Below are 12,750 nucleotides of genomic sequence, written 5' to 3'. Positions count from 1 at the left end.
CCTGAAAGGACCGACGCCATGACCGCGAGACGCGACATCGAAGCCATCACCGAGCGCATCCGCCAGCGCTCCAGACCAGGCCGCGAGGCCTATCTCGGCCGCATCGCCGAGGCCTCGAACCGCACCGCCAACCGGGCCGTGCTTTCCTGCGGCAACCTCGCCCATGGCTTTGCCGTCTGCAGCCCTTCGGAAAAGGTGGCATTGGGCGGCGACCGGGTGCCGAACCTCGGCATCATCACCTCCTATAACGACATGCTGTCGGCGCATCAGCCTTTCGAGACGTTTCCAGCGCTGATCAAGGACGCGGCGCGCGAGGCCGGCGGCATTGCCCAGGTCGCCGGCGGCGTGCCGGCGATGTGCGACGGCGTCACGCAAGGCCAGCCCGGCATGGAGCTGTCGCTGTTCTCGCGCGACGTGATCGCCATGGCCGCGGCGATCGGCCTGTCGCACAACATGTTCGACGCGGCCGTCTATCTCGGCGTCTGCGACAAGATCGTGCCGGGGCTGGTGATCGCGGCGCTGACCTTCGGCCATCTGCCGGCGGTGTTCATTCCGGCCGGGCCAATGACGACTGGCCTGCCCAACGACGAGAAGGCCAAGGTCCGCCAGCTCTATGCCGAAGGCAAGGCAGGAAGGGCCGAACTGCTCGAGGCCGAGTCCAAATCCTATCACGGGCCGGGAACCTGCACCTTCTACGGCACGGCGAACTCCAACCAGATGCTGATGGAGATCATGGGCCTGCACACGCCGGGCGCCTCCTTCGTCAACCCCGGCACGCCGTTGCGCGACGCACTGACCCGGGAGGCGACGAAGCGGGCGCTGGCGATCACCGCGCTCGGCAACGCCTACACGCCGGTCGGCCGGATGATCGACGAGCGCTCATTTGTCAACGGCATCGTCGGCCTGCACGCCACCGGCGGATCGACCAATCACACGATCCATCTGATCGCCATGGCGGCCGCGGCCGGCATCGCCATTAGCTGGCAGGATATTTCGGACCTTTCGGAAGCCGTGCCGCTGCTGGCGCGGGTCTATCCGAACGGCCTTGCCGACGTGAACCATTTCCATGCGGCCGGCGGGCTCGGCTTCCTGATCCGCGAACTGCTCGACGAGGGTATCCTGCACGAGGACGTCCAGACGGTTTGGGGCGAAGGGCTGCGGCCTTATGCGGTCGAAGCCAAGCTAGGCGCCGACGGCGGCGTCGTGCGCGAGGCCTCGCCCCGCGAAAGCGGCGACGAGAAGGTGCTGGCGCCGTTCAAGAAGGCGTTCCAGCCGACCGGCGGGCTAAAGATGCTTTCCGGCAATCTCGGCCACGCCGTCATCAAGACCTCGGCGGTGAAACCGGAGCGGCGCATCATCGAGGCGCCGGCAAAGGTTTTCGACAGCCAGCAAGGGCTCAACGAGGCGTTCAAGGCAGGCACATTGACCGGCGATTTCATCGCCGTCATTCGTTTCCAGGGGCCGAAAGCCAACGGCATGCCGGAGCTGCACAAGCTGACCACCGTGCTCGGCGTGCTGCAGGATCGCGGCCAGCATGTGGCGCTGGTCACCGACGGGCGCATGTCGGGCGCCAGCGGCAAGGTGCCGGCGGCGATCCATGTGACGCCGGAGGCAGTCGAGGACGGGCCGATCGCCAGGATCCATGACGGCGACATCATCAGGCTCGACGCCGACGCCGGAACGCTGGAAGTGCTGGTGCCAGCAGGCGATTTCGCGCTGCGGCGAGCGGCGGACAGCGATCTTGTCGGCAATGAATTCGGCTTCGGCCGCGAGCTTTTCGCTGGATTCCGGCAAATGGTCGGCCGTGCCGACCACGGCGCCAGCGCCTTCGGAAACAACGCAGCGGAATTCGCACTGCAGTGAAAAAGGGCGGCTCGTGGCCGCCCATTTTCGGCGTTTAACTGCGTCCCTATTGAACCGTCAGTTCGGCTCGCTCGCCGGCTTTGATGGTCACCGTGCTTTCCTTTGAGCTGTTATCCGACTTCTCCGAGACGACCGCGTAGTCGCCGGCCGGCAGCGCCGCCTGATATTTCTCGTCATAGGCGTAGCCGAGCGATTTGCGGTTGCCGTTGATGTCCTTCTTCGGATCGAAGATCTCAATTTTCGAGGCCCCCGGCGCGGTGATCGCCAGCACGCCGGCATTGATGGCGATCTTCAGATCCTGATGCTCACCGGCTTTGACGCTGAACGGCTGCTCGACAACGGCAAGGTCGACCGTCGCCGTCAACACATAATCATCGGGCGGCAGATCGAACTTGCTGTCGGGACCATAGGCATGAGCCACCTCTTGCCTCGTCCCGTCGATCTTCTTTTTTGCCTTGAACACATTGAAGCCGATGCCCGAACCGTCGGCCTTGTCGCCGCCGGCAGTGTAGTAGGCGTTGGCAACGACATGGCCGACGCCGACGATGATATCCTTGTCGACGACCTTGCCGGCAGCGAGCGGGATGGTTTCGGTGACCTCGCCCTGCCCGATCCTGACCGTCACTTTCTGGTCGCCGGCCGGCAATACGACCTTCGTGTCGCCATAATAGGTCGCGGGCGTATCGACGCCCGGATAGGCGATCACGACAGCCGCGCCATCGGCCACATCCGCGCCCTCGCTTGGCCGCGGATGAATGAGGAGCGTGCCGGCATTCAGCGTAAGGAGGGGTTTGTAGACCTGGGCTGCCTCGACCGTGATCTTCTGTTCGGTCCTGGCCTCGCCATAGCGTGCGACAATTATGTAGCCGCCCGGCTCCAGATCGCCCTTGTAGGCTCCGTATTCGGTGGTGACGTAATCGCCGCGCGTGCCGTCGGACTTTGCCTTGTAGATCTCCCAGGAATTGCCGTCGGTGACGGGATCGCCGCCCTCGGCGAGCACCACGGCCGGCATGAAGTTGAACTCCGGCTTTTCCGGCTCGGGAGCCGGCTGCGGCGCAGGGGCTGGTTCGGGTGCAGGTGCGGCGGCGATGGTTTCGACCAGCGCGTCCCGCAGCGCTTGCTCGTCGGACGCCTGGATGTATCTGCCGCCGGTGTTGTCGGCGAGGCAAGCAACCTGCCTGCCCTCGTCCGCGCTCAGACCGAAGCCGACGACGTCTACGGTGAAGTCGACGCCGGCAGCCTTCAGTTCCTTGCCGAGCGCACACGGATCGCCATTGCAGGTCTCGAGCCCGTCGGTGATCAGGATGACGGTGGCCTTGTCCTCGGTGTATTTCAGCGCCTCGGCCGCTTGGCTTACGGCTGATGTCAGCGGCGTCTTGCCGAGGAATTTCAGGCTGTCGGCGGCAGCGGAAACAGCAGCTGCCGAGCCGGCCTGCGGCGGCACGATGAGCTCGATATCCTCGCAACTGCCCTTCTCGCGATGGCCATAGGCCATGAAGCCGATTTCCCTATCGGCGGGGACCGATTGCAACACCGTTCGCAGCGATTCGCGGGCGATTTCGAGCTTGGGCTTGCCGTCGATCTGCGCCCACATCGAACCGGAAGCATCGAGAATGAGGATGACTCGGTCGGCAGCAAGGCCGAGCGTCGTCATCCACAACAGGAGGATCGCCGCAGCGATGCTCCGTGCAAGTCCTGCCATGAAAATCTCCCCCAGTCAGTCTCTGCCAGTCAGGGGGGCGAAGCTATTTGACGCCGCGTCAGGATACAAGCCCGGACGCCGGGCATTTGAGGTTGGCGGCTGATTGCGCCAAACGACTCAGTACGTCGTGCGACGCTCTTCGGAAGGCGGCCGGCCGAACTGCAGCCGATAGCTCTGGGCAAAATAGGAGTGCGAGGTGAAGCCGGTGGCGATCGCCACGTCGAGGATCGGCATGTTGGTCTGGCGCAGCAATTCGCGCGCCCGCTCGAGCCTGAGCCGCATGTAATAGCGGCCGGGCGTCACCGTGAGGTGACGCAGGAACAGGCGCTCGACCTGGCGCACCGACAGGCCGGCCGACTTGGCAAGCTGCACCGCCGACAGCGGCTCGTCGAGATGATCGGCCATCAGCTCGACGATGCGGCGCAGCTTTTCCGATTTTCCGGTCAGGTCGCGCTCAGGACCGACGCGCTGGCGGTCTCCGGCAGAGCGGATGCGCTCGTGCTGGAACTGGTTGGCAACGCCGTTGGCGAGGCCCGAGCCGAAATCGCCGCGCACGATTTCCAGCATCAGGTCGATCGAGGTGGTGCCGCCGGCGCAGGTGTAGCGTTTGCGGTCGATCTCGAAGACATTGCCGGTGCAGTTGATGTCGGGAAACCGCTCGACGAAGCCGGCGCGGTTTTCCCAGTGGATGGTGCAGCGATAGCCTTCGAGCTGGCCTGCCTCGGCGAGCAGATAGGAGCCGACCGACAGTGCGCCGAGCGCGTTGCCGCGCCGGCCCCAGCTGCGCAGCGCCGCCAGCACCTTGCTTTTGCCGGGAAACTCCGTCGTCAGCCCGACCGAGACGAAAAGGATATCGACCGGCGGCAGATCGGCGACAGCGTAGTCGATCTTGAGCGGCAGGCCGTTGGAGGCCATGACGGCATCGCCGTCGGCCGACACCGTCGTCCAGCCATAGAAGTCGTGGCCGAGCAGCCGGTTCGCCGACCGGAACGTGTCGATTGCGGCGGCCAGCGAGAACATGGAAAACTTGTCGACCAGCAGGAACCCGAACTGCCGGCCGCCTTGAACGGGATCGTTCGTGACCAGCCGCTCTGAGGGAACAGTGAGGTTCGGCAAAGCTGAGGCTTTCCAGGTTCAGAAAGACGGCCGTTTCAATCCGGCCGCGAGATAGGCGGAAGCTAGCGTGTTGGCCATCAGCATGGCAATGGTCATCGGTCCGACGCCGCCGGGCACCGGCGTAATGGCGCCGGCCGTCTTCGCCGCTTCCGCATAGGCGACGTCACCGACGAGACGGGTCTTGCCTTCGCCCTTTTCGGGCGCCGCGATGCGGTTGATGCCGACGTCGATGACGGTGGCGCCTGATTTGACCCAGTCACCCCTGATCATTTCGGGTCTGCCGACAGCGGCAACGAGAATGTCGGCGGTGCGCGCCAGTGCAGCCAGGTCCTTCGTGCGGCTGTGTGCGATGGTGACAGTGCAGTTGGCGGCAAGCAGAAGATTGGCCATCGGTTTGCCGACGATGTTGGAGCGACCGACGACCACCGCATTGAGCCCGGAAAGATCCTTGCCGCGCACACGCTCGATCAGCAGCATCGAGCCGGCCGGCGTACAAGGCACGAACGCCGTCTCCAGTTCGCCGGTGCCGAGCTTGCCGACATTGATGAAGTGGAAGCCGTCGACATCTTTTTGCGGCGCTATTGCCTGGATGACCTTGCCCGCATCGACATGGCCAGGCAGCGGAAGCTGCACCAGGATGCCGTTGATGCCGGGATCGGCGTTGAGTTCGCCGATGATATCAAGCAGTTCCTGTTCGGAGGTCTCCGCCGGCAGCGTGTGCTGGACCGAATGAAAGCCGCATTCCTTGGCGGTGCGGGATTTGGAGGCGACATAAACCTGGCTCGCCGGATCCTCGCCGACGATGACCACGGCAAGACCGGGCTTGTGCGCGCCCTTTTCCATCAGATCGATCGTCAAGGCCTTGACGCGCCGCACCACGTCTTCGGCGACGCTCTTTCCGTCAATCAACTCGGCCATGAACCACCCTCGACATCGTTCTACTTCGGGCGGCATTTTCACGAAAACCCGACCGGGCAATCCCGTCAAAGCGCCGTCTTATGCCGCTAACTCGAAACCGATGGCTTTTATTCTATTCGGCGCTCAGAAATAGCGCCGCGATCGGCTTTCGGTGAGTTCGCGAACCGCTTCTATGGCCGGCGGATAGGGGTAGCCGGCCGGCGGCGGCTGCATCTGCCAGGGATAGCCCATCGGCGGTTGCGCATGCGCCTGCATAGGCGGGGCCGGGTACATCGCCTGCTGCGGAGCATAGGCGCCTTGCTGGACTTGCGGCTGCCTGGAGCCGGTAGTTTCCGGATCCCGCCTTGCGCCTCCGGCAACTGCCGATGCGCCACTGGCCGGTGAGCCACTGGACCACGTAGTGGCAGAGTCTTCCCTGCGCGCCTTGCGCGGCAGGATCCTGCTCACCGCCGACAGCAGCGCACTGATCGGACCTGAACGCCTGGTGGCCTCGACTGGCGGAACGCGCGGTGCCGCCGCCTGGTATGCCTGGTCTTCAAACCGGCGTTCCCTGCGGCGCGGCCGCGAATTGGCGGTTTCGCGCAGGCTCGCATAGGCGCCGCGCGTGGCGCCCAGACCGACACCAGAGGCGAGGCCCGCCAGCAGGCCGGCAAGCACCGTCACGGCGCGCGACGGTCCGTTCGGCTCGAGCGGGGCGAAGGCCTTGGAGATCACGTTGATATTGGCGGTGTTGATGTCCTTCTGCTCGCCGGTTTCCTTGGCGCGCAGAAGATATTGCTCATAGACGGAGCGTTTGGCGGCGGCCTCGCGCTCCAGTTCGCGCAGGGTAACCAGGTCGCTGTTGACGTCGCCGCTGCGGACCTTCAACTGCGCCAGTCGGGAGGCCAGATCCTGTTCGAGCTGCACGGCGCGCCTCAGGTCGACCTGCAGCGACGAGGCGATGCGGCGCAGTTCCCCGACGATACGCTCGCGCGAGCCGGCAAGCTGGGCTTTGAGCGCCTGGAGCTCGGGATGGCGCGGCCCGAACCGGATCGCAGCGCGGTCGGCCTCCTGCTTGAGCGTCGCATATTGCGAGCGCAGTTCGCTCATGGTGTTCGAGTTGATCTCCTCCGGCAAGGTGCCGCTCAGAACCGAATTCACGTCGATCGAGCGCGCCGACGCAGCGCGGGCGTTGAGTTCCAGCGTGCGCGCGCGGGCGATGGCAAGCTGCTGGTTGAGCTTGAGCATCTCGTCGTCGCTGATCAGATGGCCTTGTGCGTCGACGAGGTCGTGCGCGGCCCTGAAATCCTCGACCTTGCGCTCGGCCACTTCCACGCCCTTGCGCAGATCGTCGAGCCTGCCCGTCAGTTCGTTCGTCGCGCGGCCAGCGGTATCGGACTGGAGCTGACCGAAGGTCTGCAGGAAAACGTCCGTCATCGTGTTGGCGATGAGCGCCGACTTCTCGCCATTTTGCGTGGTGGCGCTGACGGAGATGACGAAGGTCTTGCCGCCGCGCTCGACCGAAAGGCTCTCCGCCAGATTGGCGACGGCCAGCGCACGGCGGCGGCCCTCATCGGCACCCGGCCCGTCATTGCGCGACAGGATCGACCGGATGAGCGTCATCACGCCCAGGCCATCGGAACCTTGCCCGTTGAACTCCGGATCGCTGACGAGATTGAGCTTGTCCACGACCTTGTTGAGAACGGTGCCGGAGGTGAGCACGCGAACCTGGTTTTCGACGATGGCCAGCGTGGCGTCGGACGCAACCACCGATTGGGTGAGATCGCGGTCGGTGAGCTTCAGGTCGCGCGGGTCGACGATCAGCTCTGCGGTGGCTTCGTATTTCTTCGGCGTCGACAATGCGATCGCGACGCCAAGCGTGGCGCCCAGTATCGTCATGGTAACAATCAGCAGCTTCGACCGGGCAACGCCGCGGACCACCTGCATCGGATCGATCAACGGCTTCCATCCGCCGTCGTCCTCAGGGGAAGACCGCTGCTCGTCACCGGCATATCGAGGCTCGAACCCGGCGGATCGAGGATCGTATCGAGGATCGAACGCAGCGTGTCGAGGCTCGAACGCGGCATGTCGGGGTTCGGCGTCGAAACGGCGGTCCTCGGAAACATGGACAGCAACCGGCTCCTCCCGCGGCCTGGCGTCCGCATGGTCCGCTTCAACGGCGTCGTGGGTCTCAGGCGGTATCCGGGCGGCCGAAGCGGATGCATGATCGGCTTGAAACTGGCTTGTTTCGCCGTTTGCCGAGAATTCCGGGGGCATCCGGCGTTCCGGGGTCACCGAGGGCTCCGGGATTGCCGAAAATTCCGGATGCCCTCGCCCCTCGCGGCGTGAGCGCGCGAGACGATGGCGCGTTGCGGCGTCTTCGCGCCATGACGGGTCTGCCCGATCCCCGATCGAAACCAGCGATGGTTCTTCTTCGCCGCGTATCGCCTGGCCGAGCGCCAGCAAGGACCGTTCGCGCTTCCAATCTTCACGGTTTTGTCTGTCGACCATTGTCGTGGAGCTTGCCCTTGGCGGCTTGGACGCGCGCGGTCAGCCATTCGTTAAGCCACGCTAAACAAGCATAGGAAACAAAAGGTTAATTTCCCTGCCTTGAAGACGAGCTTTCCCTCTTCGGTTGTGCCCTTCTTGAACGCAACAAAAGCGTCCAGAACCGCGCGTTAAACTTTCCAGCCTATGCTGTCTCGACACATGACTGAGGCTGGCAACATCCCGCAAAGGCGGCCCCTCGCCCGGATCGGCGCTTTCGTGGCCGAGCGACGGGGGCTGGTTCGCGACTATCTTTCAGCGATCAGCGGCGCGGGCGGGCGGCTGGTGTTTTCGCTCGCCTATTTCATCGCGCTGGCCAACACGCTGTCCATCGCCGAGTTCGGCATGTTCGCCACCGCTTCGGCGGCCGGCGTGATGCTGTCACGCATCCTGGCCTTCGGCTTCATCTCGGCGCTTTACCGAACCGTCACCATCCGCCCCAATCTGATCGGCACCTTCACGGCCGGCTTCCTGCTGCTCGGCGTGATATCGCTGCCGCTGCTGGCTGCCGCCTCCTACGGCGTCTACCTGGTCTTCTTTGCCGGCACCGTGCCGCTGTCGGTCTTTGCGGCGATCGTGTTTGCCGAGGCGCTGTTGTGGCGGCCGGTCGAGGTGGCGCTGATCGTCAACAACGGTCTCGGCAAATTCGGCCGCGCCGCCCTGCTGACGATCATGGCGACGGCCCTGCGGGTGCTCGGCGCCGTGCTGTTCATGTTCGCGGCGCAGCCGACCATAGGTGTCTGGTCCTGGTATTATATCGGCGCCAACGCCGCCTCGCTGCTCATCGCCTTCGGATTTTTCTATCCGCGCCAGCGGCTGCGGCTGCGGCTGGAGCTCTATCTGAGGCGGCTGGCCGATTCCGTCTACGTGGCTGGCGCAGAGGTGCTGTTCTACCTGCAGATGGAATTCGACAAGCTGCTGGTGCTGGCGATCGGCGGGCCGCACCTCGCCGGCATCTATGCCATCATCATGCGGCTGGTCGACCTGACGGCGATCCCGATCCGCGCCTTCTCGATGATACTGGTGCAGCGCATGATGCGGGCGCCGGAACTGCTGTCACGCCTTTCGGTCAAGAGCGGCATCGAAGGCGGCGTGTTCCTGGTCTCGACGCTGGCGCTGGCGGCACTCGGCATCGTGCTGCATTTCTTCCCCAACGCGCTGGGCAGGAATGTTGCGGAGGCCGCCCCTCTGGTGGCGCTGGCGATCTGCGTGCCGGGCTTGCGCAATCTGGTCGAATACCAGGCCGAGCTTCTTTTCGCGCGCGGTTAGACGCTGGTGCGGGCGATCAACCTGGCCTCGCTTGCCGGGCTGAAGGCGGTGCTGCTGACCCATGTGCTGACCACGATCCTGGACACGCCGGAACTGGTGCTGTCGCTCAATGTCGTCTTCCTGCTGCTCTATCTCGCCTCGGCGCTGCTCACCTATTCGGCGATGCGCAAACCGGCCAAGCTGGTCTAGGGAAAACTCGATCGGCCCGGCTGCCGCCTCCTGACGTAACGCTAACCGTCGAGGGCGACACAGTTCAGCTTTCCTTTCTTTGAACCCATTGCGCTAACTTGGGTTCTTCACGCGGTTTGTTTTGCGCCACTCCTCGTACTCCCCGCGGGCATCGTCATGCAGCGGATAATAGCGTTGCAACGGCGCGCCCTCCATTAGCTTCACTCGTGAGAACTCCTCCCAATCGTGATGCTTCTGTGATTCTTCGATCACCTTTGCGGCAATTGCGACGGGAAGCACCACCACCCCGTCGTCGTCGGCGACGATGATGTCGCCGGGGATCACCGTGACACCGCCGCAGGCAATCGGAACGTTGACGGCATTGGGATAGATGCTGGTTTGCACATGATAATTTGGCGTCCAGCCGCGCAGCCATAGGGGCAGATCGAGCTTTTCAACATTAGGCCGGTCGCGCATGCATCCATCGATGACGATGCCCGCCCCGCCCCTGCCTTTGAAATACGTCGACATCATATCACCGAAGACGCCCGAACTCATGTCGCCGCGCGCGTCGACCACGACCACATCGCCCTCCTGCGCGTGGTAGAGCACGTGCCGGTGCAGTTGCGTCTCTGGATCGGCATATTCTCCCTCGGTGAAAAGGTCCGGCCGCTGCGGCATGAACTGCAGCGTCAGCGCCGGCCCGACGATCGACTTCCCGTGGTTCTGCGCCACCGGGCCGACCATATGCGGATTGCGGAAGCCCATGTGGCCAAGCGTGCCGGCAACGGTCGCGGCGCCAATCTCACTGAGCGCGTCGATCAGGTCTTTAGGCGGCCGCGTGATGTCGGAAGTATGCGTCATTATGGACTCCGTTTGAAAGGGAACTACCAGTTCGTAACAGAACCGTCGCGGCGCTTAAGGTGAGGCGCTTCCCAAAAACGCAAACTCTCCGCTTGGATCGCCTCCTCGTTGACCTCGACGCCGAGCCCCGGCAGATCGCCGACCGGATAGTTGGTCCCGTCGAGCCGTGGTTGCACCGGGAAGAAGTCGGAATTGTCGAAGCCCAGCTTTGTTTCGGGTTCCCTCGTCTCGAGCCACGCGAAGTTGGGTACCGCGGCGGCGAGATGCACGGTTGCGGCCGTGCACACCGGACCAAGGGGATTGTGCGGCATCAGGTCGACGTAGTGCGCTTCGCTCCAGCCAGCGACCTTCATCGCCTCGGTGAACCCGCCGACATTGCAAATGTCCAGCCGGTTGAACTGGTGGATGCCACGCTCGATGTAGGGCAGGAACTGCCACTTGCTGGCAAATTCCTCACCGATGGCAAAGGGGATGTCGGTCATCGTACGCAGGGATTCGTAGGCCTCCGGTGTCTCGTCCCGTATCGGCTCCTCGAGGAAATCAAGCACGCCGCGGCCGAGCTTGTTGCAGAAGCTCGCCGCCTCGGCCACCGACAGCCGATGATGATAGTCGATGCCGAGGACCACGTCGTCGCCCAGCGCCTCGCGCGCCTTGTTTAGCATATTCGCGGTAGCGCCGATCGACTCGCGCGGCTCGAAGATGTCCCTGCTGTTTTGCCCGACGGAGAAGAAGCGGATCGCCTGCCACCCCTGTGCGCGTAGCTCGCGGGCTCGTTCGATGGCAACGTCGCCCTCGGCCTCGTCCCCGGTCGAGGCGAAGGTGGGGATGCGGTCGCGCTGCTTGCCGCCTAGCAGCTCGTAGGCCGGCACCCCCAGCGCCTTGCCCTTGATGTCGTGAAGGGCGATGTCGATGGCGGAAATCGCCGCCTGCAGAACTCGCCCACCTTCGAAGTACTGACTGCGATAAACCTCCTGCCAGATCCGACCAATCTGCATCGGGTCGCGGCCGATGAGAAACTCGCGGTAGTGCTCGATCGCGCCGGCCACGGCCCTCTCGCGACCACTCAAGCCGCTCTCACCCCAGCCGAAGATGCCCTGGTCGGTCTCGACCTTGACGAGCATCTGGTTGCGCGTTCCTACCCACACTGGATAGGGCTTGATCGCGGTGATCTTAAGCTTCGCAGTCATCCACGCCACGTTCCAAACGCATCCGCCCTGTCTCAGTTGGCCTTGAGGGCCATTTCGGTTTCGCCGTCGAACAGATGCATCCGCTCCTGGTCGAACTCGAGCCAGATCTGTTCATCGGGCGCGACGGCAATGTTCGGCGGCACGCTGACGTTGACGATGGCGCCGGACAGGAACGCCTGCACGAAGGTGACGTCTCCGGTCGGCTCCACCGTGTAGGCCTTGGCCGGAATGGCACCGGGGACCGCGCTCTTGCGCAGCTTGATCGTCGAGTGACGTGCGCCGAGCACGACTTTCTTGGTCGTTGCCCTTGCGACCTTCTGGGCGTTGCGAGGCGAGAGCTCAAAGCTCCAGCCCTCCGCGCTGGTCAACACAGAGTTGCCGTTTGCCGTCGATGCCTCCAGCGGAATAAGGCTCATCGCCGGGCTGCCTATGAAGCTGGCGACGAACATGTTGACGGGATGGGCAAAGACCTGCGCCGGTGAATCGTATTGCTGCAGATAGCCGCCGTTCATCACCGCCATCCTGTCTGCCATGGTCACGGCCTCGAGCTGGTCGTGCGTTACATAGATGATCGTCGCCTTCAGGTCCTGATGGAACCGCTTTATTTCGGACCGCATCTGCACGCGCAGTTTGGCATCGAGGTTAGAGAGCGGCTCATCCATAAGGAACACCGCGGGGTCGCGGACGAGGGCACGGCCCAGGGCCACACGCTGCTGCTGCCCGCCCGAAAGTTCGCGCGGCTTACGCTCGAGCAAGTGCGTCATGTCGAGCACTCGCGCCGCTTCCTTGACCTTCTTGTCAATCTCGTCCCTGGGGAGTTTGCGCATCTGCAACGGGAACGCCAGGTTCTTGTAGACCGACTTCTGCGGGTAGAGCGCGTAGTTCTGGAACACCATTGCGATGTCCCGGTCCTTGGGATCGAGGTCGTTGACCACTCGTTCCCCGATGACGATGTCGCCCGATGTGATCGGGATCAGCCCCGCGACGAGATTGAGCGTGGTTGTCTTGCCGCAGCCTGAAGGGCCGACGAGCGCAACGAACTCGCCGTCATTGACCCTCAACGAAACGTCGTTGACGGCTTTGAAGCTGCCATAGGTCTTGACGAGATCTTTGAGGACCACGTGGGCCATCGGCAAC

8 protein-coding genes and 1 pseudogene are annotated in these 12,750 nt (G+C 63.8%); 2 read left to right on the top strand and 7 right to left on the bottom strand.

What is annotated here, in order from left to right:
• The first annotated feature begins 18 nt into the window (after positions 1-18).
• The gene (edd, locus tag IHQ72_RS08545; protein WP_258122018.1) at positions 19-1,863 is read left to right on the top strand and encodes a phosphogluconate dehydratase; all 1,845 of its coding nucleotides are present in this window, start codon (positions 19-21) and stop codon (positions 1,861-1,863) included.
• A gap of 46 nt (positions 1,864-1,909) precedes the next feature.
• On the opposite strand, the gene IHQ72_RS08540 is transcribed toward edd, so the two are convergent.
• The 4 genes from IHQ72_RS08540 to IHQ72_RS08525 form a co-directional block, all read right to left on the bottom strand.
• A complete protein-coding gene (locus tag IHQ72_RS08540; protein WP_258122017.1) occupies positions 1,910-3,565 on the bottom strand; it encodes a vWA domain-containing protein in 1,656 nt (551 codons plus the stop codon).
• A gap of 117 nt (positions 3,566-3,682) precedes the next feature.
• Positions 3,683-4,681 carry a GlxA family transcriptional regulator gene (locus tag IHQ72_RS08535; protein ID WP_258122016.1) on the bottom strand — a complete coding sequence of 333 codons (999 nt, stop codon included), beginning with the start codon at positions 4,679-4,681 and terminating at the stop codon, positions 3,683-3,685.
• 18 nt (positions 4,682-4,699) lie between these two features.
• Positions 4,700-5,599, bottom strand: a complete 900-nt coding sequence (gene folD, locus IHQ72_RS08530; protein WP_258122015.1) for a bifunctional methylenetetrahydrofolate dehydrogenase/methenyltetrahydrofolate cyclohydrolase FolD — start codon at positions 5,597-5,599, stop codon at positions 4,700-4,702.
• Positions 5,600-5,722: 123 nt separating this feature from the next.
• Complete coding sequence (locus IHQ72_RS08525) at positions 5,723-8,089, bottom strand: GumC family protein (protein WP_374120338.1); 2,367 nt, start codon at positions 8,087-8,089, stop codon at positions 5,723-5,725.
• Between the two features lie 198 nt (positions 8,090-8,287).
• On the opposite strand from IHQ72_RS08525, the pseudogene IHQ72_RS08515 reads away from it, so the two are divergent.
• Positions 8,288-9,583 (top strand): annotated as a pseudogene (locus tag IHQ72_RS08515) (lipopolysaccharide biosynthesis protein).
• A 93-nt stretch (positions 9,584-9,676) separates the two neighbouring features.
• Here IHQ72_RS08515 and IHQ72_RS08510 read toward each other — a convergent pair.
• The 3 genes from IHQ72_RS08510 to IHQ72_RS08500 are packed head-to-tail and all read right to left on the bottom strand — an operon-like array spanning position 9,677 to position 12,743.
• Positions 9,677-10,426: a ribonuclease activity regulator RraA gene (locus IHQ72_RS08510; RefSeq protein ID WP_258122013.1), complete on the bottom strand. Its 750-nt coding sequence runs from the start codon at positions 10,424-10,426 to the stop codon at positions 9,677-9,679.
• Positions 10,427-10,449: 23 nt separating this feature from the next.
• The gene (locus IHQ72_RS08505; RefSeq protein ID WP_258122011.1) at positions 10,450-11,613 is read right to left on the bottom strand and encodes a mandelate racemase/muconate lactonizing enzyme family protein; all 1,164 of its coding nucleotides are present in this window, start codon (positions 11,611-11,613) and stop codon (positions 10,450-10,452) included.
• Between the two features lie 32 nt (positions 11,614-11,645).
• Positions 11,646-12,743 (bottom strand): ABC transporter ATP-binding protein, encoded by a 1,098-nt coding sequence (locus IHQ72_RS08500; protein WP_258122010.1) that lies wholly within the window; start codon positions 12,741-12,743, stop codon positions 11,646-11,648.
• Positions 12,744-12,750: the final 7 nt, after the last annotated feature.

The sequence above is a fragment of the Mesorhizobium onobrychidis genome (assembly GCF_024707545.1).
Taxonomy (GTDB): domain Bacteria; phylum Pseudomonadota; class Alphaproteobacteria; order Rhizobiales; family Rhizobiaceae; genus Mesorhizobium; species Mesorhizobium onobrychidis.
This window is presented reverse-complemented; position numbering and strand designations above follow the sequence as displayed.

What these genes read in the sequence shown, in the direction of transcription:
- edd (WP_258122018.1), top strand. Translation starts at nt 19, where the DNA reads ATGACCGCGAGACGCGACATCGAAGCCATCACCGAGCGCATCCGCCAG.
- IHQ72_RS08540 (WP_258122017.1), bottom strand. Translation starts at nt 3,565, where the DNA reads ATGGCAGGACTTGCACGGAGCATCGCTGCGGCGATCCTCCTGTTGTGG.
- folD (WP_258122015.1), bottom strand. Translation starts at nt 5,599, where the DNA reads ATGGCCGAGTTGATTGACGGAAAGAGCGTCGCCGAAGACGTGGTGCGG.
- IHQ72_RS08525 (WP_374120338.1), bottom strand. Translation starts at nt 8,089, where the DNA reads ATGGTCGACAGACAAAACCGTGAAGATTGGAAGCGCGAACGGTCCTTG.
- IHQ72_RS08510 (WP_258122013.1), bottom strand. Translation starts at nt 10,426, where the DNA reads ATGACGCATACTTCCGACATCACGCGGCCGCCTAAAGACCTGATCGAC.
- IHQ72_RS08505 (WP_258122011.1), bottom strand. Translation starts at nt 11,613, where the DNA reads ATGACTGCGAAGCTTAAGATCACCGCGATCAAGCCCTATCCAGTGTGG.
- IHQ72_RS08500 (WP_258122010.1), bottom strand. Translation starts at nt 12,743, where the DNA reads ATGGCCCACGTGGTCCTCAAAGATCTCGTCAAGACCTATGGCAGCTTC.